The sequence below is a fragment of the Bacillus sp. GC_Bacil_1 genome, assembly GCF_026540675.1.
Lineage (GTDB): Bacteria > Bacillota > Bacilli > Bacillales > Bacillaceae_G > Bacillus_A > Bacillus_A cereus.
In genome coordinates, this window is sequence record NZ_JALNUG010000012.1 from 26,849 (window position 1) to 48,449 (window position 21,601).

Genomic DNA, 21,601 nt, shown 5'->3' on the forward strand with positions numbered 1-21,601 from the left:
GCATCGAATTCGATGCTCTACTTTTTATTTACGCTTCTTTTTAATAAATGAAAAGGCTAAAGCTGTAATTAAAATGCTGCCTTTAATGATATCTTGTGCATAATAAGGGACGTTCATCATTGTGAGTCCATTTAATATAATTCCAATTAATACCGAGCCGAGGAATGTTCCGACTATATTTGGTTTCTTGGCACCGAACATTGCGTAACCGATATAGGCAGCTGCGACTGCATCCATTAATAATGGAGCACCAGCTGAAACTTGTCCTGTTCCAACGCGGCTGCATAGAATAATGCCGCCAATAGAAGCTAGTAAACCACTAATCATATAAGCATATACACGGTAACGATCAGTAGGAATACCGGCTAATCTAGCAGCTTCTCGATTCCCACCAGTCATATAAAAGAAACGACCGTACGTTGTTTTTTCTAAAAATAGATGTGCAATTAAAACGACAGTAAGCATGATAATGACAGGGACTGGAATTCCTAAGACGGAACCTTGACCGATAAATAAAAAGGATGGAACAAAATGTCCTGTTGCACCGGACATTCCTTCATAAATTGAGGATCCTTTTGAAAATGTTAAGTGTAGTCCATTAACGATATACATGATACTTAATGTAGCTAGTAAATCGGGTAGTTTAATTCGGATAACGAGTAGTGCATTTAATAATCCAACTAATAATCCGCAAAGAATAGGAACAAGGAGTGTAACTAATAGTTCTTGTCGATATAAAACGAGACAAGAAGCAGCTGCAATTGTTGCTAAACTAGCGGTAGAGCCGACTGATAAATCAAATCCATCTACAATCAATGTAAAGGTAACGCCGATTGCAAGTAACGTTACGATGGAGATAGAACGTAAAATATCACTAATATTGTTATATGTTAAAAAAGAATCATTGACGATAGAGAAAAAAATTGTAACACCTATAATAATAGCAATTGTACTAAATTGATAAAAAAGATGAGTAGGTAAATATAGTTTCTTAGTTTTCGTTTTATGAACGAGATTCAATGGAATAGCTCCCTTCAGATAAATGTAAAAGCTGTTCAGGAGATAGTTCGCTTGGTAAGTATTCACCTACAAATTCTCCGTTTGCCAGTATAAGAATGCGATCAGCAATATGCAACGCTTCATCTTGTTCTCCTGTGAAATAAATTACGGAACTTCCGTTTTCTGTAATGTTGCGAATGAATTGAAAAATGTCTTGTTTCGCAGCGATGTCTACACCTTTAGTCGGCTCGTCTAAAAGAAATAGATTAGGTTTGAATCCACTCCACTTTGCAATTGAGACTTTTTGTTGGTTTCCACCGCTAAGTGAATGAATATGTGCCTTTGGGTCATTTGGTGAAATACCGAAAGAAGAAATTGCTGTAGTAGCATCATTTAATTCGGTTTGTTTTCGTTTCCAACCTGATTGATGTAAATTTGTGTGACTTATAATATCTTCCGAAAGAAATACGCCTTGTTTTCTTCTTTCTTCTGGTACAAGTGCGATTTTCGCTTTAATCGCATCTCGTGGTGTTTTAATCGTTAGTTTTTGACCGTCTATTTCTGCGTGATAAGTATGAAGAGCACCAAATAACGTTTCAGCAAGTGTTGTTTTTCCACTTCCAATTAATCCGTATATCACAACAGTTTCTCCTTTTCGTATTGTAAGAGAAAGGGGAGAATGACCTTCGTGTAATAGAAGCTCTTGTACTTTAAATAGTTCCTCGCTCCCGGTTTTTGGTGCGGTATTAATAGGAAGTGTAAGTTGTTTTCCAGTCATTGCTTCCACAATTTGTTGATCTGTAATCGTTGTAATGGTTTCAGAAAGGGCAACTTGACCGTTATGTAATACAGTTACATCATCCGCGAAATTTCGAATCTCTGATAAACGATGAGAAACTAAAAGGATGCCAATTCCTTTTGATGTTAAATCTTTTAATAGTTTCCCGAAGGTTTCAACTTCTTTTGGTCCAAGAGAAGAAGTAGGTTCATCTAATAAAAGGTAATTTGTATTGTTAGATAAAGCTCTTGCGATAAGAAGTAATTGTTTTTCATGTAATGAACAGTTTGAAACATCTTCCGAAACATTTAAATTTACCTGTACAGTTTGCAAATGTTGTTTAGCAAGTGCGATTAATTTGGACTTTGAAAATAGTACTTTATTTTGCATTGCTAAATGATCGATTAGTACATTTTCTAATACAGATAATCCGGGAATAAGTCCGTGATCTACTTCTTGTGTTACGAAAGAAATGCCATGCTTTTTTGCATCGCGCGGTGAAGTAAAGGAAACAGACTGAGTATCAATTTTTATATCGCCAACAACTGGTTGAATTTCACCAGTTGCTATTTTTAGTAAAGTACTTTTTCCCGCACCGTTCATGCCTAGTAAAGCGTGTACTTTTCCTTTTTGAATATGAATAGAAACATCTTCTAGAACAGGTGTAGCGACATGATAAGAATGTGTAATGTTTTGAAGAGAGAACGTCATCATTTTTTCTCCTTCTCTAATTTTTTCATCCAAGGGGAATATGCATCTTTTGAGTCTCCCCAACCGTTTATATATTTTGATAACTGATCCATTGTTATATTTTCTTTTGGTAAACTATTTTTCTTTACTAAATAAGGTTCTAGTGAATAAATATCTGGCGTTTGTTCGCCAGCAATTTTTTTGTATAAAAATCGTACTTGAACCTTACCTACTTCAGCTGGATCAGTTGCAGCTGTAGCAGTCCAAGGTGAGTTTTCTTTTTGCATGAGTTGTAAATCCTCATTACTTAAGTCAATGCCATATACTTTTATATCTGTACGACCAGCTTGTTCAAGTGCTTTAACAGCCCCTTTAGCAAACTCATCCCACGAAGCGAAAATAGCTTGTAAATCGCCTTTTTTCGGATATTTCTTTAGTAAAGCTTCTACTTGTGTTTGTGTATCGAGCGGTGTGTTATTACTAGCAGTACCGAATCTTGCAACTTCTTTTATATTTGGATACCGTTTATAAAAAGCATCAATGATAACATTGCGACGTTCCATTGGAGCAAATCCGCCGACCCATACAACTGCGATATTTCCTTGTCCATTCAAATCTTCCGCTAACGTTTTTAATGATTTCCATGCAAGACTATAGTCATCTTGATCAATAATTGTCACACCTGGCAAGCGTAGATCGTTATCGAACGCAACTACGGGAATGTTCGCCTGTAACGCTTTTTCTACTCCAGGTTTTAGTGCTTCAGAACGGCCATGATCAATTAAAATACCATCCACTTTTGAATTAATAGCAGTATCTAAATTTGCAGCCATTTTTGCTAAATCGTTATCAGAATTGTAGACTTGTACACTGCCGCCAAATAGCTCAACTTGTTTTTTGACACCCTCAATATATTGAGAGGAAAAAGTTCCGATGGACATTTGCATAATTAATGCGATTTTTAATGGCTTCTTCATTTGGCTTGGAATTTCTGTATGTAATTGATTTTCTACCGTTGTAGTCGCCTTTCTCACAGTTTGTTGCTTTTGTGAAGAGATAGCATCTTGTTCATTTGTACAAGCCGCTAATGTAAATAAGAGAAAAATAAGTACGATGGAACATAATTTTTTCATAAAAAAATCCCTCCTAAACTAAGAAGAGAGAGGAGGGAGTGAAAATAAAAAACGCCTTTTCATATAGAAAAGACGCCTTATCATATTACTCTTATCTTTCAACACAATGTGTTGTAAGAATTAGCACCGTGCCCGTAAATGGGTCGGTTGCCGGGCTTCGTAGGGCTCATCCCTCCACCTGCTCTTGATAAGACATCGAATATTTAACTATTTTGAATTATTCCACAAACAAATGTTGTTGTCAAACAGTATTTATAAAAAAATCCCTCAGGAAGAGGGATTTTAATGTGGTAAGAATATCAATTGATAAGCAAACAAAATTCCAAATACATATACAAGTGGGTGAACAGCACGGAATTTACCTTTTGCCACTTTCATAAGTGGGTATGAAATAAATCCAAGTGCGATACCTGTTGCGATACTTGATGTAAGTGGCATGCTTAAGATTACTAAAAATGCTGGGAATGCTTCATCAAATGCGTCCCAATCGATGTGGCGAACTGAACCCATCATAAGACTACCAACGATAATTAATGATGGTGCAGTAATAGCTGATACACCAGAAACAGCACTTACTAATGGGCCGAAGAATGCTGTTAGTGCGAATAGAACAGCTACTGTAACAGTTGTTAAACCAGTACGACCACCAGCTGCAACACCAGCAGATGATTCAATGTAAGCTGTTGATGGTGTTGTTCCGAACATAGAACCAATAGTTGCTGAGAATGAGTCAGATAGAAGAGCTCGTCCTGCTTTTGGAAGCTTTCCGTCTTTCATAAATCCACCTTGTTGTGCAACGCCAAGTAATGTACCTGTTGTATCGAATAGTGTAACAAGGAAGAATGAGAATACAACGCCATATAATCCGTAGTTAATTACGTCAGATACAGCAGTAATTGGATTTGAAACGATAATTCCTTCTGGTAATCCAGGCATTGATGTAACACCGTTTGAGAATGTTAACTGTCCTGTGAAGAAAGCGATAATACCAGTTAAGAGCATACCAATAAATAGTGCGCCATTTACATTTAAAGACATAAGAACAATAGTAATTCCAAGTCCAGCTAGTGCTAGTAGAACTGGAGCAGAGTGAAGATCACCAAGTCCAACTAAGTTTGCATCATTTTTTGTAACGATACCTGTTAAACGTAAACCGATAAAGGCGATGAAAAGACCGATACCAGCAGTAATTGCATGTTTTAAGTTTTCAGGAATTGCTTCCATTAATTTTGTACGGAAAGATGTAAATGATAGCAAAATTAAAATCATACCTGCTACGAATACAGCAGAGAATGCAATTGCGAAAGTCATGCCTTCATGCGCTTTTACAACAGAGTAAGAGAAGTAAGCATTTAATCCCATACCTGGCGCGATTGCGATTGGTAAGTTTGTAAAGATTGCCATAAATAATGTTCCGACAACAGCAGCAATAATTGTTGCTGTAAATGCTTGTTCAAATGGAACACCTGCATCCCCAAGGATAACAGGATTTACGACAATGATATATGCCATTGTTAAGAAGGTAATAATACCTGCCATAATTTCAGTTTTAATAGAAGTTTTATGTTTTGAAAGGTTAAACATATAAACATCCTTTCTGTTTACGAATAATTTTCACAACAGTTATATATAATATTCGTTTTTAAACTATTTTGCAATAGTTTTGCATAAAAAGTTTATAACAATTCATATTTTGTGTCTTAAATTCGAATATTAATCGTAAAACGATGTGTGAATTTCAGCTTTTTATTGTGCACATGATAAGGAAAAGGAGTTGAAAGCAGCTATGCCACAGCAAAAAAACTTTATAACAATGCCTGCGCAACATCAAAATAAGCAGCCGGGGATTGAATCATTAATGAATCCACTTCCGCAGTTTGAAGATCCAAATTATAAAGGAAGTGAAAAGTTAAAAGGAAAGAATGTGTTAATTACGGGAGGAGATAGCGGAATTGGACGCGCAGTTTCCATCGCTTTTGCAAAAGAGGGAGCAAATGTTGCGATTGCTTATTTAGATGAGGAAGAAGATGCTAATGAGACGAAGCAATATGTTGAGAAAGAAGGTGTAAAGTGTGTATTGTTGCCGGGTGATTTAAGTGATGAACAGCATTGTAAAGATGTTGTTCAAGAGACCGTCCAGCAGCTAGGTAGTTTACAGGTTTTAGTAAATAATGTCGCGCAGCAATATCCGCAGCAAGGACTAGAGTATATTACAGCAGAACAGCTAGAAAAGACTTTTCGTATTAATATTTTTTCTTATTTTCACGTTGCGAAAGCCGCACTTTCTCATTTAAAGCAAGGGGATGTCATTATAAATACCGCGTCTATCGTTGCATACGAAGGAAATGAAACTTTAATTGATTATTCCGCAACGAAAGGAGCAATCGTAGCTTTTACAAGATCACTTTCACAATCGTTAGTGCAAAAAGGGATTCGTGTAAATGGTGTTGCACCAGGACCGATTTGGACACCACTTATTCCATCGAGCTTTGATGAGAAGAAAGTCTCTCAGTTTGGGAGCAATGTCCCTATGCAAAGACCTGGTCAACCATATGAATTAGCGCCGGCATACGTATACTTAGCGTCTGGCGATTCATCTTATGTTACTGGACAAATGATACATGTAAATGGGGGCGTTATTGTAAATGGATAGTTTTCATTTATAAGAGCAAAGTAAAGCTAATTACAATTATTATGGCGAGCGCTAGGGGGGATGTAGGTGAAAAGGGTATGTTTCGTTTTACTATTATTTTTCTTCCTACCGGTTAGTGCTTTTGCTGATACAGATCATTTAATATTAGTGAATCTTACGACAAATCAGTTGTCTTTTTTTGAGAATGGAAATTATACAAAAACATTTCCAGTAACGACTGGAAGAGATCGTACACCTACGCCTGAGGGTAATTTTTGTATTATAACGAAATTTAAAAATAAAGAATACCATCGAAAAAAAATAGCTGGGGGTGCACCGAATAACCCTCTCGGTACGAGGTGGCTTGGACTAGATAAGAATGAATATGCGATTCACGGGACGAACCGGGAATGGACGATTGGAAGTAGGGAATCAAATGGCTGTATTCGCATGCATGACAGGGATATACAATGGTTATATGACCGAGTACAATTACAAACAAAAGTAATCATTTCTCGTTTTCATACGAGCCCCGAATATGAAGCGAATAAGCTTGGTTATCGCGTTGTGAGCTGGAATGGTCGAAAAATAGAAAAAGAACAAATTGGAGTACTTACGTTAGTAGACCGCGCGGATATATATTGGCAAGAACCAAATGGGCAGTTAACGAAGGTAAAAACTGTATTGCCAAATGAAAGATATCCAGTGTACTCAAAACGAAAAGATGGAATATATTATATAGGAAACAATTCGTATATTATAGATGAAACAGGAGAGAAAGTTCGTTACGAGCAAATTCCTTCTTCGATTTTAAATAATATATATAAACGGAAATACAATGTTCCGTAATGGCTACCGTATTATAGACGGTAGCTTATTTATACTTGGAGTTTAACTGCAACTATTGTATTTTGCTGAATATAATACAGTACAGATAGGGGGCGGTTATATTATGAAAAGTGAATTTGCGTTTAAAGTTTTCTTAGTAACGACCTGTTTATTTATCGTGTATTTATATGCGTTTCTCGTCTTTTCTTTTTATGTTCCATATGTTGATTTAATATTGTTCTTCGGATTTATTTGGGCGTTTGTGAAAGCGAGGGAAGGAGAGAAGAGTATATATCGGCGCATTACCCTATGCGGGACGGCCGTTCTCGTTATTTTGTACTTTTTTATTATGCATGATTTTTGGAGGGGAATATAAAAAAGCATACGATGAATCGTATGCTTTTTTATGTTTAATATTTAGGCTTAAATGTATGACAACAAGTCTCTACACTCGTTGCTACAGAACTTTCTAGCGTCTCGTTTGTTAAAACAGCAGCTGTATATGAATCATTTTCAGTTTGACCAGTTTCATCTGCATCAGGCTGAACGATGATCGCACTTGCTTGACAAAAGTTACCTTGTCCCCAAAAAGAACAGTTGGAAACAGAACATCTTACTTCTGGCATAAAACCCCCTCCTTATACATTAGTGTGGGATTTTACGCCCATTTCATGTGTAGAAGGAGTTTCCTTTTCTTATTACTTTTTCGTTTGTTCAAGCCATTCTTTTAATTTGTCTTTCGGCTGTTCACCGCTAATACGGCTCACTTCTTTGCCATCTTTAAAATGAATGATTGTTGGTGTACCTTGAATTTTATATTCATCCCAAGGAACATCTAATTTTTCAATATCCATAACTTTCATATCAACGTTCAAGTCTTTAGCCATTGGCACTACGACAGGAGATAATTTTTGGCAATGAACGCAAGATGTTTGATAAAAGTATACTGTTTCTTCTTTTTTCTCTTTTAAGTTCTTTTGAAGATCTGAAAGAGAGATTTTATTTGTGTAGTAGTCAGGACCATCTGTTTGACTACCAGTAGCATTATCAATTTTTTGGCTAGTTGAAGCTTTTTTTTCTTCCATTTGTGTTACAGCGAAAATTGCCGCAAACAAGGCGATAATAATACCACCAAATATAAGCATTTTTTTCATTCTTTCATCTCCTTATTTGTTTTTGATGACAATAAAGCTACAAACAGCGATTGTAATAAAGCCGATAAGTGCTAAAAACGGGATTGTCACAAAGCCGAACCAGTTTATGTATTCTCCCGTACATGGTACACGTCCACAAGCTGCCCCAGCAGCTGAAAATGCTGCGACTTTTTGAATTGCATAGTGATATAAAGAAATACAAGCACCAATAGTTGCGATTGGTAAAGAATAATTTGCGATGCGATAGTCTTTCTTTGCCACAGCGATACCGAGCCATAAAACGAATGGATACATAAAAATACGTTGATACCAACAAAGAACACAAGGCTCAAATTTCATGATTTCGGAAAAGTACAGACTTCCTAGTGTAGCGATAAAAGAAGCTCCCCATGCGGTAAGTAAAGCATATTCTTGCTTTTTTTCTCGTCCCATATTTTATACCTCTCTTATAATAGTTACATACTAAATTATAGTATGAAGTGGTATGGAAAAGAAAGAAAAAATATGTTTATCAATAAAAGTTTTATAAGGAGAAACTTTTATTGATATAAATATTTTAAAAAAGCGCCATTCTCCGGAAGAGAATAGCGCTATAGTTTACATTTGAATTTGTTCTACTTCTTCTACATGCGACTTTTGGGATGCGTGGTCAATATATTGAAATAGGAGCTGTAATTGTTTATCAACTTCTGGTAGTTCTTTACTGTATTGATAAGCGTGTAAAAAATGCTCAATACGCTTAGAAAATAATTGATCGTTCGTTTGAACCATGAGAACGAGTAATTTATCCCAGTTACAGCAATACGTGTAATAGAGAGCTTTATCATAGTCGTTATATGTTTGCACTGTGTACCCTCCTTACCGAGAGTTATATATAGTGTGTGATAAGTAAGGAGAAATACACTTGAAAGAATTTGTTAAGAAAAAAAGTGAATGAAAAGAAAAAACGAAGAGTTTCCTCGTTCTTTAAGCTTTTGGCATTGGCGTAGGTGTTGATTTGCCATAGCCTTCTTTGTATTTATTATCGATATAGTTACGAATTTCAAGCGTTGATTTTCCTTTTTGTTTCATGGAAGCAGATTCAACTGCGATTTCTAGGCAATTGACGCAAGTCGTTGCATGGGAGTCCCAAACAACTTCACCATTCTTTTTAATTTCACGAATAAAGCAGTTTTTATTATTTTTATGTCCTACACTTTCACCGCAACCACAATAGCATGGAATCCAATCTAATAGCTCTGCATTTTGTCCAGCGACGGTGTAGATATCTTTCATTTGTGGATCAAGCTTATCTAGGAAGGTCGGAAGTGTGTCGACTCCTTTTGTTTTCTCTTGAATGTCAGCTTGCTGAGTGTGCGATGCGTGGTCATGTTCTTCTTTTTTTGATTCAGAAGATTTTTGGTCATTTGTACCAGTACTTCCGCATCCAGCAAGAATTAAGCTTAGTACTGCAAGTAAAGAAAATACATACTTTTTCATTCGCTTGTCCCCTTTACAAATGTATTAATCAAATTGTATCAGAGATTACGGTGTATCGGTTGAAGATTTTTTCGACTGATTTTTGAAGCGCCATCTTAGCGAATGGAATAGAAATAAAAGTGGGATATAAGCGTATACAATATATAAACCTGCTTGAGATAGTACGGTATTTAATGTGTTGATACTTTCACGGTTTGTGAAAAGTAGAGAAGCTGAAAATATGATGAAAATAAAAAACGGTAATGTAAATTTAAATGAAATATGAAAGGAACGCTTCATCGTTTGACATGATGACCAAATGGTTAAGCAAAGGTTTGGTAAAATAATTAAAAACCAAACGAAAATAATAATATATTCAAAGCGCTGAATAAAAGGAACTTTAATTATTTTTAACATCGTTAAAGTAGGCCAAATAGTACGGTTTAATTGTCCCTCGCTGTAATACATAAAAGATACGATAGCTAAAACTACATAAATTAAGGTGCTAAAAGCAATTCCAGCATGGGCCCATCTTTTTAAAGATTTTCCTTTTTCAATAAAGGGATAAAAGATAAGAATTGTTTCAAACCCTAGAAATTCCAATGCAGAGTGTTTTGCAGATATAAGCATGTCAAAGGGTGAATGTGTAAAAATAGGTAAAATATTACGAAAATGTGCATACTTCATCGGATAGACTAAAAAGAATACAACGAACATAGGAAGAACAATACCCCAAAAACATATCCCTGTCACAGAACGGAAGCCACCTTTTATAATGTAGTAAGTGACTAATAAAAACATAAGCGTAAGTTTCCATAACTTAATGGTAGGGAAAATCCAAACTTGTATCACTTCTATATATGTACGAAGAACAGTAAGGCAAAATAATAAGCAATAAAGAGTGAAAATTACAGAAAATATAGAGCCAACCCATTTTCCAAAGGTTGTTGTATGAATACTAATTAAATCTCCGTCTTTTTCAAGCATTTTTAACATACAAAACAGTACAATATGAGTTGCAATACCTGCAATAATAAGAGAAATCCAAGCATCATAACCTGCATTTTTCAAAATTACACGTTGATATCCGAGAATTCCTATACCAACCTGGAGAGAATGCAATAAAATAAATGCAAAATATGGAGATACGGTCTTTGTTTTATTCATTGTATTCATTGCTTATTTCACCTCACTATTCTCCGATTCCAGATTGTACAATATTAAGATCTAAATTTATATCTACCGCTATATTTTTATACATATTTCGAAGTTGTTTTATATTCCATTTTCTCGTATGGCTTCTAATTTCATCTCGTATTCCTAAAGGATCAATTTCTTTTTCTTGAAATTGTTTTATTAAATCTTCACAGTCTTTTTCGACATTTCGTTCAATTTGTTTTTTTATATAGTTGATATTTGTTTTTTTTCTTAGATCAATCCAATTAGGAGAGTTTTTAATTAATCCATTTAGTTTTAAATGGATTTTTACTTTTGGTATGTCGCCAGTTTGATCTATATCATACTTATTTTCCCCAGCTAAGTTTTGTATAACAACCATACCTTTATGTTTATCCTTTTTTATTGCTGCTTCGTAACGTCCATTTTTCGTAGGATTAATAAGTAATTTTGCTAAAACAGAATGTCTTTTATCCGTATACATGACGACTTTATCGCCTTTTAAAAAGGCAAGTCCTTTGACAGCGACAGAATGATTATCGTCCATTTTAATATAAGGAACATAGGCATCACATACAGAAGAGTAATAATTATATAAAAAAATGTTTAATTCAGTTTGTGGAATGTTCTCATTTCTTATATTTTGCTCGAGTAAATCAGCAATATATAAAGACCCATTTTTTTTTCCGTAATTTAAAAGCTCTTCAGCCGATCCATCTACAATTGCTAGTTGTACATCACGCCCGATATTTGGGTCACGTTGTAAGTTAGTAATAATCTCTCCCATTCCGCGTTCCCCTAGAGCCTTTCCAAATAGGACGACACGCATTTGACCTACAACAACATTGTGAGGAGATTTCGCATTTAATCGTGAAGCAATTGTTTCAAGTGAACGGGCAGATGTTGTTTGCGTCTCTGGTTTAGACTTTACACCATGTGTGTACTCTGGGAATAGAATAGTTCCTTGGAATTTTTTGTTTTTTGTGATGTCAAATCCAGCAATATGAATAATACGCTGTGCATCCACTATATACGTTTGTGTACAGCCAGTTTGTAAAACGAAGAAGATAATGATAAGGTGCAATAAAATTTTTTTCATTCATTCTCACCATCACGTTTTTGCTTCGATTTGTTTGGATTGTAGCGCCATTTTGATTTTGGTCTAAGAAAAGAAGGTCTTTGTGCCGTTTGACTAAATGGTAATCGAAGAAAACCTTCTGCTGTACCTAAACCACGAAATGGATATAAAGGTAATAAATAAGGTGATCCAAGTGATTTTAATTTAATTAAATGAGCTAAAATAAATACAAATCCGACAATAAGGCCTAATCCTCCGAATGCACCGGCTAAAAGAATAAGCGGAAAGCGTAACAACCGGATAGTAGAAGACATCTTTACAGTCGGTGTTGTGAAAGATGCAAGGGCGGATAAAGCAACTGCAATTAATAAAATTGTACTTGTTAAAGCTGCTTCAACAGATGCTTGTCCAATTACAATCCCCCCAACAATCCCAATCGTTTGTCCGACTTTTGTCGGTAAACGTGCTCCTGCTTCACGAAGCAATTCAATTGTAATTTCTAAAAAGAGTGCTTCTAGAATAGGAGGGAAAGGTACGTTAGCTCTCGAGAAAATAATAGGACCTAGTAAATCGGCAGGAATCATTTGATAATGATATGTTAAAGCCGCTGTATAAATAGCGGAGGAAAACAGAGAAAATATAGCTCCGAAAAAACGAATAATACGAAAGAACGATCCAATCATCCACGGTAAATAATAATCTTCTGGTGAAATGAAAAAATCCAGTAACGTTGTTGGTCCTGATAAAGCATATGGAGAGCCATCTGTTAAAATTAAAACTTCCCCGTTAATTAATGCAAATACAGCTCGATCTAATCGTTCTGTAGGTAATAGAACAGGAAAAGGTGAATTGCTATTATCACTAATAAATTGCTCAATCATAGTTGAATCAAATGGGACATCAAAGTCAATGTCTTCTAGCCGTTGAATTGCGGTGTTGACAAATTGTTCATTTGTAATTCCTTCTATATAAGCAACTGCTACTTTTGTTTTTGATATAGATCCGACGGTAACTTCTTTAAAAATGAGTTGCTCCGTTACGATATTTCGGCGTAATAAGTGGATATTTGTATCAAGGTTTTCAACGAAACCGATTTTAGGCCCGATTACGCTATACTCATTTTCTGTATCGTTATATAATCGTTTTCCTAAAACAGTACTTTCGGCACGAATTAAAGCATATTGATCAGGATTCGAATTGTTTTTTAAGCGTATTAAAATATATCCACCTAATAATTTTTCACGAATATCATCAATAGAAGGGGAGGTAATAATGTCTTCAATAGAGATAATATTACATAAATCAGAGATGTTTTGGATTTGTTCCGATTCCTTTTTTATAGGAGTTAAAATGAATTGTTTAATAATAAGTGCTTCCACGACAGATTTATAATAAAACAAGCACAACGTTTCATCTTTAAGTATGTTATAAGAGACAAAATCGCTTGATTCTTTCATGGTTTGTATAAATTCTGGGATAGAACAAAGTGTTTTTGTATTAGTCTTTTTTGATTTCTTAGATGATAAACCGAACATTTTCTCACCCCTAACTTACATCATTTACTTGTGTTAGTTTTTGGGAAAGACGGGAATTTATACTTAAAAATTGAAAGTTCATAAAGAAAAGGAAGAGTGGTGAATGGCTCTTCCTTTTTAGCATTTTAATTTGTTTTTTGTTCTTTAATAGACTTCACTAATTTCATCATTTCCGCTCGTATATCTTCTTTTTTTACATTTAATTTTTCGGCAATTTGTTTAATGTCCATTCCATCTTTTTTCATTTTTAATACATCGTCAAGAGAGGTATTGCTTTTTTGAGAGATGATTGTTAACACAGTAAGATGACGCAATTTGATGTTATATTCTTTCATTTTTTGCTTTAGCTGATCCGGTGTGGATTTTTGCATAGTTGCTAACTGTTGTAGCAGTGCTTGCTTTGTTTCTTTACTCATATGATGCTTTTTCAGCTTACTTGGATCTACACCGAAATGCTCGGCTGTTTTCTCCCAAGATTTATTTTGCTTATAGTAAGATAAAACATCTTTTATTTCTTGTTTACTGATTCTTGCAATGTGAGCAGCTTTCCAAATTTCATGTTTGTTATAGCCGAGTTTTTCTAGCGATTGCACTTCTTCTTCTGGAATTGGTTTATGGTGATGCATTGTTACTTCTTTTGGTGTGGCAGCGGAAGCGGGGAAGGTGGATATCCCGCATAATAATGCTGCCATAGTCATACAAACAGCGATTTTTTTGTACATGTAAACTCCTCCTAGATGGATAATGTAGAAAACTGTACACATATCATTTCCATAAAATGTGAAATACTTGTGAACAAATCAAGTTTTTTTATTCACAGTATGAAATGACGTTTTTAGAAGTTTTCCAACATAAAACATTGATTAATAGTAAAAAACTAAGGTATAATCGAAATTGAAAATCAATATCAATGATGACGATAAACTTATACATATAGATAAAAATAAGGGAGAGATAAATATGACTACATATACTTCCATCGCTAATGTGATTAAAGAAAGACGCTCTGTTCGTACATTTACAGACAAAGCAGTAGAAAAAGATTTATTAATTGAACTATTAAACGATGCAACATGGGCACCAAATCATAAGCACCGTGAACCATGGAATTGTAAACTATACATCGGAGAAGGCCGCAAGAAATTAGTAGATGCAGTATTAAACTCTTTCACGGAAGAAGAAAGAGCGAAACGCGGTAAAATTTTATCAGATCGTTTTTTAAGCACGCCTGCACAAATCGTTGTATATATAAATGAAGATCCGCGTCAAATTCAACGTGATGAAGATTATGCTGCAACATGTGCATTCATGCAAAACTTCCAACTTCTTGCTTGGGAACGCGGATTAGGTTGCGTTTGGAAATCAGGCGGATTAAACTACAATCCATTATTTATAGAAGGAATCGGTTTAACAAGAGGCCAACGTATCGTTGGAATTCTTCATATCGGCTATTTCGATAAAGCGCCAGAAGGAAAAGCACGTACTCCGATTACGGAGAAGATGGAGATTATTGAAGGTTAATAGATGAGACATTCTCGTTTTTGCGGGGGTGTCTTTTTATTATGCAATCAATCCTCATGAAAGCTTGTTCTTCATCATACACTTTCTTAAGGGAAAGTGTAAGGAGGGAAAATAATGAGAGCAAGTGACGATAAAGCACTACAATATGCGATTGCGGAAATTACGGAAATTGCGACTGGATTTGGGCTTGATTTTTATCCGATGCGTTATGAAATATGTCCAGCGGAAATTATTTATACATTTGGTGCATATGGGATGCCGACAAGGTTTTCACATTGGAGTTTTGGAAAACAATTTTTCAGAATGAAATTACAATACGATTTAGGACTTAGTAAAATATACGAACTCGTTATTAACTCTGATCCATGTTACGCCTTTTTATTAGATACGAACTCTTTAATTCAAAACAAATTAATTGTAGCGCACGTTTTAGCACACTGTGACTTCTTCAAAAATAATATTCGTTTTTCAAATACGAAGCGAGATATGGTAGAGAGTATGTCAGCGACAGCTGAACGGGTGAAAGCATATGAGCATAAGTACGGAAAAGAAGAAGTAGAAACATTTTTAGATGCCGTACTTGCCATTCAAGAGCACATTGACCCGTCGCTCATGCGTCCCAAACTTGCGTGGAGTATTGATGATTTAGAAGAAGAAGTAGAAAAGAAAAAGGTATCACAATACGATGATCTATGGAATTTAGATGATCGAAACAAAAAGAGAGAACGATCCAATATACGCAAAAAGAAGAAGATCCCACCGCAACCAGAGAAAGACTTGCTCCTCTTTATTGAAGAATATAGCCGTGAGCTAGAAGATTGGCAGCGTGATATATTAACGATGATGCGTGAAGAAATGTTATATTTCTGGCCGCAGCTTGAAACGAAGATTATGAACGAAGGCTGGGCGTCCTATTGGCATCAACGCATACTTCGTGAAATGGACTTAACATCTGATGAAGCAATTGAATTTGCGAAATTAAATGCGGGTGTTGTACAGCCATCAAAAACAAGCATTAACCCATACTACCTTGGGATTAAAATGTTTGAAGATATTGAAGAACGTTACAATAACCCAACAGAAGAAATGAAACGCCGTGGTGTAAAACCTGGGTCTGGTCGTGACAAAATCTTTGAAGTACGCGAAATTGAATGGGATGTATCGTTCTTAAGAAACTACTTAAATAAAGATCTCGTTATGCGAGAAGATATGTACTTATTCCAGCGCCAAGGAAAAGAGTATAAAGTAATAGATAAAGAGTGGGAACATGTGCGTGATCAACTCGTAAATATGCGTACAAATGGCGGCTTCCCGTACTTAGTAGTAGAAGACGGAGACTACTTAAAGAACGGAGAATTGTACATTAAACATAGTTACGAAGGAATCGAGCTCGATTTAAAATACTTAGAAAAAGTATTACCATATCTTCATCAACTATGGGGAAGAACGGTGCATATGGAGTCCATTGTGGAGAGTAAGGGTGTTGTGTTTTCTTATGATGGAAAGATGGTGCATCGGAAGTATGTGTGAGGGGAAGAACGGACATAGGATACTGTGTCCGTTCTTTTTTATTTGGAACAAGGTCAAATATGCTATTCTTTAAAAAAGGGAGTTACATAGAGAAATGGAGCGATTCAAATGAGCAAAATAGGGGTATGTAAGGTTGATATTACGCCGCCTGTAGGTATTGATTTTGTCGGATATCATAGAGAGGCAGGCATAAATAATGTTGAAGAACGTATTTACGGGACAGTTTTTGTATTTGAAAAAGATGAAATGAAGACTGTGTTTATAAGCATTGATAATATCGGTATGTTAGTAGAAGATACGAATATGATTCGTGAACGAGTAGCGAGTGAGGTTCATGTGCCAGTTGAGCGAATAACTGTTGTTTATACTCATACGCATTCCGGTCCAGAGACAGTCGGTGATGATCCGCTAGTGCAGTCGTATAAAATGATTTTAGTAAATAATGTAGTACATGGTGCTGTTACTGCAAATAACAATTTAAAGCGATGCGAAGTTGGATGGGGTGTTACGACAGGTGATATTGGTGTAAACCGACGAGAGAGAACATCTGATGGAAAAGCAAAGATGGGAACAAATATAGAAGGTGTTGTAGATAAGCGAATTGGCATGTTGGCAATAAGAGATGCTGAAACGAAGGAGCTATCTGGGATTATAGTATTTTGTACGGCGCATCCGAATGTTTTAAAAGGTGATAGCGATGAATTATCAGCAGATTATCCTGGAATAACGAGAGAGATTCTAGAGCAGATAGTGAACTGCCCTGTTATTATCGTTCAAGGTGCCGCTGGAAATGTGAATGCGAAGTATCGCGGTTCAAGTGAAGCCTTAAAACAAATGGCTTACATACTTAGTGGACATATATTAACGATGTTGCCAGCAGTTACATATAGCCCAATTTTAAATTTAAGGACAGTTTCAAGTATGATGCAAATGAAGTTGAATGATATTCCTGAAATTGATGAGATACGAAGCATGGCTCGATTAGCCGAGAAGCAGTGGGGCGTGAATACGGATGAATGGGTTGCTATCGTATTAGAGAAATATAGGCAAGGTATTCGGAAGTTACGTATAGATTTAGAAGTTCAACTGTTTCAAGTTAATGATGGTATGTTTTCAGGTATACCGATGGAACCTTTTTCAGAAACTGCCTTAGCAATGAAAGAGAGCCTTCAAAATGAATTGGCTTTCTTTGGTGGATATATGAACGGATATCTTGGTTATTTACCGACAAAAGACGAATATGCATATGGCGGATATGAAGTAGAATTAAGTCCTATTGTGTATGGAACAGTTACAAATTTGTTAATGCCACCGGGAGAGAATACTGCGGAGTTGATTGTGAAAAAGGTTATGGATTTATGTAATATGGTGAAACTTTAATGAGACAGGTTTTTGAACGCAGAGTAAAGAATATGACTCATTGTTTGATTTTGTTAAGTCAATGTAATTAATAATGATAATCATTATTAATTACATTGACTTCTAAAAAAAGAAAAACTAGAATTTATAAAGGGATCTTCAATTGTTCGCTATCATTTGTATAGGAGGTAAGTTATGTTGGATAGCTTTATTTCTATAAGATGTAGGTTGGCTCTTTATAGTTTTGGTGTTCTTTTTATCTTTTTTTGTACAGTATTTTTGGTGAATCAGAAGGTGTATGCAGAAGATGTACCGTGGACATCAGTTTCAAATGAGGGAGAACGTGTACTTTTTCAAGAACAATCTTTGTATAGTAATGATCGAAGGGGAGAAGATCTTGTTTCACCTTCATTTGAAGGGCGTAAACATGGTGGGGAAGATTGGGGAGCCTTCTTAGAAAATACGAAGTTAAATTATTCACCTAACATTCTTACCTATTCTGTTATAGGAATAGATGATCGAATACGGGTTAATGATACAACTTCATATCCGTATAGTGCTGTAGTCCATATAGCAACTCAGTATAATAGTGGAGAAATTTATGGATGTACAGGAGCACTAATTAGTAAAGATACAGTGCTGACAGCTGGACATTGTATTTACAATAAAGAAATTGGTGGATGGGCGACAAATGTTATTGTAACTCCAGGACGTAATGGAGGACAAGCACCGTATTTACCTTATAAAGGAACAAAACTTTACTCGGTAAGTGGATGGACTGATAACGAAAATTCAAATTATGATTATGGAACGATTAAATTAAATGGGTCTCCAGGAGATTATACGGGTTGGTTTGGATATAGAACTACCTATGTAGAATCACCAAAAGGTTTACTTGCGGTGATTCCTGGATATCCAGCTGATAAAATAGGAAATGAACGTTACACAATGTGGAGAGATTATGGTCCAATTGAAGGTGTTAATCCTAGCAGACTAACATACAAGATTGATACTTATGAAGGGCAAAGTGGATCACCTGTATATCATTATTTTGATACAGGTATCAAAATAATAGCCATTCATACAAGAGGAAATAAAAATATGAATTTTGGAAATCGGATAACAGACAATGTGTTTAATAATATTAAAAGATGGTCTGAATAAATATAGTAAATCCATTTGGAGTCATTTTCTTAGATTGTGGTATTTAAGAATTTTAAGCGAAATATATTTAACTTCAAGTGAAACTATTGAGTTTGGAAATTTAAATGTAGGTGTAGTTCAGTTATCTAAAACAAGTATTCCCTCATACTACACCATCTTTAGGTATTGATGTAATAGTAAAGAAAGTTATAGAACAGAACTATATGAAAAAGAACTTGGAAATATCTAAGTTCTTTTTTGTTTCAAATTTGTGAAAGAAAGACATATTGATTGAAATTAAATTTTTTATACCCTATTATATACCCATACAGGTATAGGTTTTTGTGTGATTCATGAAAAAATTAAATAATAAATAACATGGAGGTTTGAAATATGTCTAGAAAAATTGTTGTAGTAGGCGGAGTTGCTGGCGGGGCATCAGTAGCTGCAAGGCTTCGTCGTTTAAGTGAGGAAGATGAAATTATTATGGTTGAACGCGGTGAATACATTTCGTTCGCAAACTGTGGATTGCCATATTATATTGGCGGTGTCATTACAGAAAGACAAAAGTTATTAGTACAAACTGTTGAAAGGATGTCAAAACGTTTTAATTTAGATATACGTGTATTGAGTGAAGTTGTAAAGATTAATAAAGAAGAGAAAACAATTACGATAAAGAATGTAACTACAGATGAAACATATAACGAGGAATATGATGTTTTGATTCTTTCACCAGGGGCGAAACCAATTGTTCCACCTATTCCGGGCATTGAAGAAGCGAAGGCGTTGTTTACGTTACGAAATGTACCTGATACAGATCGTATAAAAGCGTATATTGATGAGAAGAAACCACGTCATGCGACGGTTATTGGTGGAGGATTTATTGGAGTGGAAATGGTTGAGAATTTAAGAGAACGCGGGATTGATGTTACTCTTGTAGAGATGGCGAATCAAGTAATGCCACCAATCGATTATGAAATGGCAGCATACGTACATGAACATATGAGAAATCACAATGTTGAGCTTGTTTTAGAAGATGGTGTAGATGCGTTAGAAGAAGACGGGGCTATTGTACGTTTAAAAAGTGGCTCAGTTATAAAAACAGATATGATTATTTTAGCAATTGGTGTACAACCAGAGAGTAGTTTAGCGAAAGAGGCAGGATTAGCATTGGGAGTTAGAGGAACGATAAAGGTAAATGAGAAATTTCAAACATCTGACCCATATGTATATGCAATTGGTGATGCGATTGAAGTGAAAGATTTTGTTACAGAAATAGAAACGATGATTCCTTTAGCGTGGCCAGCTAATCGTCAAGGTCGCATGTTAGCAGATATTATTCATGGTCATACGGATTCTTTATATAAAGGTACGATGGGAACTTCTGTGGCTAAAGTTTTTGATTTAACAGTTGCTTCGACTGGAGTGAATGAGAAAATATTAAAACGACTAAATATACCCTATGAGGTAGTACATGTACAGGCAAATTCTCATGCAGGATACTATCCGAATGCTACGCCAGTGCTAATAAAATTAATCTTTAATAAAGAAAGCGGAAAAATTTACGGAGCACAGGCTTTAGGGCGTGATGGGGTAGATAAGCGTATCGATGTTATTGCAACGGCAATGAAGGCAAATTTAACTGTAATCGATTTACCAGATTTAGAATTATCATATGCCCCGCCGTATTCTTCTGCAAAAGATCCAGTAAACATGGTGGGGTATGCTGCAAGTAATATAGTAGATGGTTTTGTGGACACAGTGCAATGGCATGAAATAGATCACATTGTTGAAAATGGTGGGTACCTTATTGATGTTCGAGAACCTAATGAACTAAAACAGGGAATGATTAAAGGCTCTATTAATATTCCATTAGATGAATTACGTGATCGATTGGAGGAAGTACCAATGGACAAAGAAATATATATCACTTGCCAACTTGGTATGAGAGGGTATGTTGCAGCGCGTATGTTAATGGAAAAGGGATATAAGGTAAAGAATGTAGATGGTGGTTTTAAGTTGTATGGGACAGTATTGCCAGAACGTGTTGTATATTGATATTTTTCATCTTCTACTTAAAAATTTAGTGGAAGATGAAAATCTATAGATTAAGGTTTTATTTTTTGGTTTGCGAACATATAAGACAAAAATTAAAAATAGGGGTTTACAAAATACCCTATAGGGTATAATATATTGTCATAGGTTATAAATGGTGACATAATGGTAATGAGGTGATTATAGAATGGAATATAATCAAGATATGAAAAATAGATTGAAACGTATTGAAGGTCAAGTTCGTGGTGTGCTTCGTATGATGGAAGAAGGAAAAGATTGCCGAGAAGTTATTACACAGTTAACAGCATCTCGTTCTGCACTTGATCGTACAATTGGACTCGTTGTTGGAACGAATTTAGAGCAATGTTTGCGTGAACAGTTTGAAAGTGGTAATGGTTCAAATGAAGAGTTAATTAAAGAAGCTGTTCAATTACTTGTAAAAAGCCGATAATCTGTCAAACGTAAGTGTTGACAGATTTTCAAAAACGCTTTAATATACCCCTACAGGTATATGTATATAAATTGTGGAGGA

22 protein-coding genes and 1 riboswitch are annotated in these 21,601 nt (G+C 35.4%); of the genes, 9 read left to right on the forward strand and 13 right to left on the reverse strand.

Translation table 11 applies throughout. From position 1 onward, the window contains the following. Positions 1–24 precede the first annotated feature (24 nt). The 4 genes from OXT04_RS18520 to OXT04_RS18535 all read right to left on the reverse strand — a co-directional run bounded on the left by OXT04_RS18520 (position 25) and on the right by OXT04_RS18535 (position 5,184). A complete protein-coding gene (locus tag OXT04_RS18520; protein WP_086422283.1) occupies positions 25–1,020 on the reverse strand; it encodes an ABC transporter permease in 996 nt (331 codons plus the stop codon). Then, the gene (locus OXT04_RS18525; RefSeq protein WP_002093884.1) at positions 1,004–2,491 is read right to left on the reverse strand and encodes a sugar ABC transporter ATP-binding protein; all 1,488 of its coding nucleotides are present in this window, start codon (positions 2,489–2,491) and stop codon (positions 1,004–1,006) included. The genes OXT04_RS18520 and OXT04_RS18525 overlap by 17 nt, the downstream gene beginning before the upstream one ends. Next, entirely contained in the window at positions 2,488–3,600 is a 1,113-nt protein-coding gene (locus OXT04_RS18530) for a sugar ABC transporter substrate-binding protein (protein WP_000732062.1), read from the reverse strand. The genes OXT04_RS18525 and OXT04_RS18530 overlap by 4 nt, the downstream gene beginning before the upstream one ends. Before the next feature lie 88 nt (positions 3,601–3,688). Beyond that, positions 3,689–3,794, reverse strand: a riboswitch (SAM riboswitch). An 88-nt stretch (positions 3,795–3,882) separates the two neighbouring features. Then, positions 3,883–5,184, reverse strand: a complete 1,302-nt coding sequence (locus OXT04_RS18535) for an NCS2 family permease (RefSeq protein ID WP_000482717.1) — start codon at positions 5,182–5,184, stop codon at positions 3,883–3,885. A gap of 202 nt (positions 5,185–5,386) precedes the next feature. Between OXT04_RS18535 and OXT04_RS18540 the strand changes: the two genes are divergently transcribed. The 3 genes from OXT04_RS18540 to OXT04_RS18550 all read left to right on the forward strand — a co-directional run bounded on the left by OXT04_RS18540 (position 5,387) and on the right by OXT04_RS18550 (position 7,436). Next, the gene (locus OXT04_RS18540; RefSeq protein ID WP_072939959.1) at positions 5,387–6,253 is read left to right on the forward strand and encodes an SDR family oxidoreductase; all 867 of its coding nucleotides are present in this window, start codon (positions 5,387–5,389) and stop codon (positions 6,251–6,253) included. A 66-nt stretch (positions 6,254–6,319) separates the two neighbouring features. Then, entirely contained in the window at positions 6,320–7,081 is a 762-nt protein-coding gene (locus OXT04_RS18545) for a L,D-transpeptidase (RefSeq protein ID WP_267416556.1), read from the forward strand. A gap of 103 nt (positions 7,082–7,184) precedes the next feature. Then, on the forward strand, positions 7,185–7,436 hold the full coding sequence (locus OXT04_RS18550; RefSeq protein ID WP_267416557.1) for a hypothetical protein: 252 nt from the start codon (positions 7,185–7,187) through the stop codon (positions 7,434–7,436). Positions 7,437–7,470: 34 nt separating this feature from the next. On the opposite strand, the gene OXT04_RS18555 is transcribed toward OXT04_RS18550, so the two are convergent. The 9 genes from OXT04_RS18555 to OXT04_RS18595 form a co-directional block, all read right to left on the reverse strand. Then, positions 7,471–7,686 carry a DUF1540 domain-containing protein gene (locus OXT04_RS18555; RefSeq protein ID WP_001115481.1) on the reverse strand — a complete coding sequence of 72 codons (216 nt, stop codon included), beginning with the start codon at positions 7,684–7,686 and terminating at the stop codon, positions 7,471–7,473. A gap of 72 nt (positions 7,687–7,758) precedes the next feature. Then, positions 7,759–8,214, reverse strand: coding sequence for a thioredoxin family protein (locus tag OXT04_RS18560; protein WP_000738432.1), 456 nt, complete (start codon positions 8,212–8,214; stop codon positions 7,759–7,761). A 12-nt stretch (positions 8,215–8,226) separates the two neighbouring features. Next, positions 8,227–8,646 (reverse strand): disulfide formation protein C, encoded by a 420-nt coding sequence (locus OXT04_RS18565; protein WP_000532261.1) that lies wholly within the window; start codon positions 8,644–8,646, stop codon positions 8,227–8,229. 165 nt (positions 8,647–8,811) lie between these two features. Then, complete coding sequence (locus OXT04_RS18570) at positions 8,812–9,060, reverse strand: YhdB family protein (RefSeq protein ID WP_001195459.1); 249 nt, start codon at positions 9,058–9,060, stop codon at positions 8,812–8,814. 120 nt (positions 9,061–9,180) lie between these two features. Further along, positions 9,181–9,693, reverse strand: a complete 513-nt coding sequence (locus OXT04_RS18575) for a PCYCGC domain-containing protein (RefSeq protein ID WP_267416559.1) — start codon at positions 9,691–9,693, stop codon at positions 9,181–9,183. Positions 9,694–9,738: 45 nt separating this feature from the next. After that, positions 9,739–10,848, reverse strand: a complete 1,110-nt coding sequence (locus tag OXT04_RS18580; RefSeq protein WP_267416561.1) for a GerAB/ArcD/ProY family transporter — start codon at positions 10,846–10,848, stop codon at positions 9,739–9,741. 16 nt (positions 10,849–10,864) lie between these two features. Further along, positions 10,865–11,947: a Ger(x)C family spore germination protein gene (locus OXT04_RS18585; RefSeq protein ID WP_000722246.1), complete on the reverse strand. Its 1,083-nt coding sequence runs from the start codon at positions 11,945–11,947 to the stop codon at positions 10,865–10,867. After that, positions 11,944–13,461, reverse strand: coding sequence for a spore germination protein (locus OXT04_RS18590; protein ID WP_000467491.1), 1,518 nt, complete (start codon positions 13,459–13,461; stop codon positions 11,944–11,946). Before OXT04_RS18590 ends, OXT04_RS18585 begins: the two co-directional genes overlap by 4 nt. Before the next feature lie 125 nt (positions 13,462–13,586). Then, entirely contained in the window at positions 13,587–14,183 is a 597-nt protein-coding gene (locus OXT04_RS18595) for a hypothetical protein (RefSeq protein WP_267416568.1), read from the reverse strand. Between the two features lie 238 nt (positions 14,184–14,421). On the opposite strand from OXT04_RS18595, the gene OXT04_RS18600 reads away from it, so the two are divergent. The 6 genes from OXT04_RS18600 (at position 14,422) to OXT04_RS18625 (ending at position 21,520) form a co-directional block, all read left to right on the forward strand. Beyond that, entirely contained in the window at positions 14,422–14,982 is a 561-nt protein-coding gene (locus OXT04_RS18600; RefSeq protein ID WP_000214819.1) for a nitroreductase family protein, read from the forward strand. Between the two features lie 114 nt (positions 14,983–15,096). Continuing rightward, a complete protein-coding gene (spoVR, locus tag OXT04_RS18605; RefSeq protein ID WP_001202717.1) occupies positions 15,097–16,512 on the forward strand; it encodes a stage V sporulation protein SpoVR in 1,416 nt (471 codons plus the stop codon). A gap of 108 nt (positions 16,513–16,620) precedes the next feature. Continuing rightward, positions 16,621–17,892 carry a neutral/alkaline non-lysosomal ceramidase N-terminal domain-containing protein gene (locus tag OXT04_RS18610; protein WP_000034536.1) on the forward strand — a complete coding sequence of 424 codons (1,272 nt, stop codon included), beginning with the start codon at positions 16,621–16,623 and terminating at the stop codon, positions 17,890–17,892. A 174-nt stretch (positions 17,893–18,066) separates the two neighbouring features. Next, the gene (locus tag OXT04_RS18615; RefSeq protein ID WP_000887279.1) at positions 18,067–19,035 is read left to right on the forward strand and encodes a trypsin-like serine peptidase; all 969 of its coding nucleotides are present in this window, start codon (positions 18,067–18,069) and stop codon (positions 19,033–19,035) included. A gap of 372 nt (positions 19,036–19,407) precedes the next feature. Further along, entirely contained in the window at positions 19,408–21,072 is a 1,665-nt protein-coding gene (gene cdr / locus OXT04_RS18620; protein WP_016513702.1) for a CoA-disulfide reductase, read from the forward strand. A 184-nt stretch (positions 21,073–21,256) separates the two neighbouring features. Beyond that, a complete protein-coding gene (locus tag OXT04_RS18625) occupies positions 21,257–21,520 on the forward strand; it encodes a metal-sensitive transcriptional regulator (RefSeq protein ID WP_000456206.1) in 264 nt (87 codons plus the stop codon). The last annotated feature ends 81 nt before the right edge of the window (positions 21,521–21,601 follow it).

What these genes read in the sequence shown, in the direction of transcription:
- cdr (WP_016513702.1), top strand. Translation starts at nt 19,408, where the DNA reads ATGTCTAGAAAAATTGTTGTAGTAGGCGGAGTTGCTGGCGGGGCATCA.
- OXT04_RS18575 (WP_267416559.1), bottom strand. Translation starts at nt 9,693, where the DNA reads ATGAAAAAGTATGTATTTTCTTTACTTGCAGTACTAAGCTTAATTCTT.
- OXT04_RS18610 (WP_000034536.1), top strand. Translation starts at nt 16,621, where the DNA reads ATGAGCAAAATAGGGGTATGTAAGGTTGATATTACGCCGCCTGTAGGT.
- OXT04_RS18560 (WP_000738432.1), bottom strand. Translation starts at nt 8,214, where the DNA reads ATGAAAAAAATGCTTATATTTGGTGGTATTATTATCGCCTTGTTTGCG.
- OXT04_RS18625 (WP_000456206.1), top strand. Translation starts at nt 21,257, where the DNA reads ATGGAATATAATCAAGATATGAAAAATAGATTGAAACGTATTGAAGGT.
- OXT04_RS18535 (WP_000482717.1), bottom strand. Translation starts at nt 5,184, where the DNA reads ATGTTTAACCTTTCAAAACATAAAACTTCTATTAAAACTGAAATTATG.
- OXT04_RS18615 (WP_000887279.1), top strand. Translation starts at nt 18,067, where the DNA reads ATGTTGGATAGCTTTATTTCTATAAGATGTAGGTTGGCTCTTTATAGT.
- OXT04_RS18590 (WP_000467491.1), bottom strand. Translation starts at nt 13,461, where the DNA reads ATGTTCGGTTTATCATCTAAGAAATCAAAAAAGACTAATACAAAAACA.
- OXT04_RS18550 (WP_267416557.1), top strand. Translation starts at nt 7,185, where the DNA reads ATGAAAAGTGAATTTGCGTTTAAAGTTTTCTTAGTAACGACCTGTTTA.
- OXT04_RS18585 (WP_000722246.1), bottom strand. Translation starts at nt 11,947, where the DNA reads ATGAAAAAAATTTTATTGCACCTTATCATTATCTTCTTCGTTTTACAA.
- OXT04_RS18525 (WP_002093884.1), bottom strand. Translation starts at nt 2,491, where the DNA reads ATGATGACGTTCTCTCTTCAAAACATTACACATTCTTATCATGTCGCT.
- OXT04_RS18565 (WP_000532261.1), bottom strand. Translation starts at nt 8,646, where the DNA reads ATGGGACGAGAAAAAAAGCAAGAATATGCTTTACTTACCGCATGGGGA.
- OXT04_RS18600 (WP_000214819.1), top strand. Translation starts at nt 14,422, where the DNA reads ATGACTACATATACTTCCATCGCTAATGTGATTAAAGAAAGACGCTCT.
- OXT04_RS18555 (WP_001115481.1), bottom strand. Translation starts at nt 7,686, where the DNA reads ATGCCAGAAGTAAGATGTTCTGTTTCCAACTGTTCTTTTTGGGGACAA.
- spoVR (WP_001202717.1), top strand. Translation starts at nt 15,097, where the DNA reads ATGAGAGCAAGTGACGATAAAGCACTACAATATGCGATTGCGGAAATT.
- OXT04_RS18580 (WP_267416561.1), bottom strand. Translation starts at nt 10,848, where the DNA reads ATGAATACAATGAATAAAACAAAGACCGTATCTCCATATTTTGCATTT.
- OXT04_RS18540 (WP_072939959.1), top strand. Translation starts at nt 5,387, where the DNA reads ATGCCACAGCAAAAAAACTTTATAACAATGCCTGCGCAACATCAAAAT.
- OXT04_RS18530 (WP_000732062.1), bottom strand. Translation starts at nt 3,600, where the DNA reads ATGAAAAAATTATGTTCCATCGTACTTATTTTTCTCTTATTTACATTA.
- OXT04_RS18595 (WP_267416568.1), bottom strand. Translation starts at nt 14,183, where the DNA reads ATGTACAAAAAAATCGCTGTTTGTATGACTATGGCAGCATTATTATGC.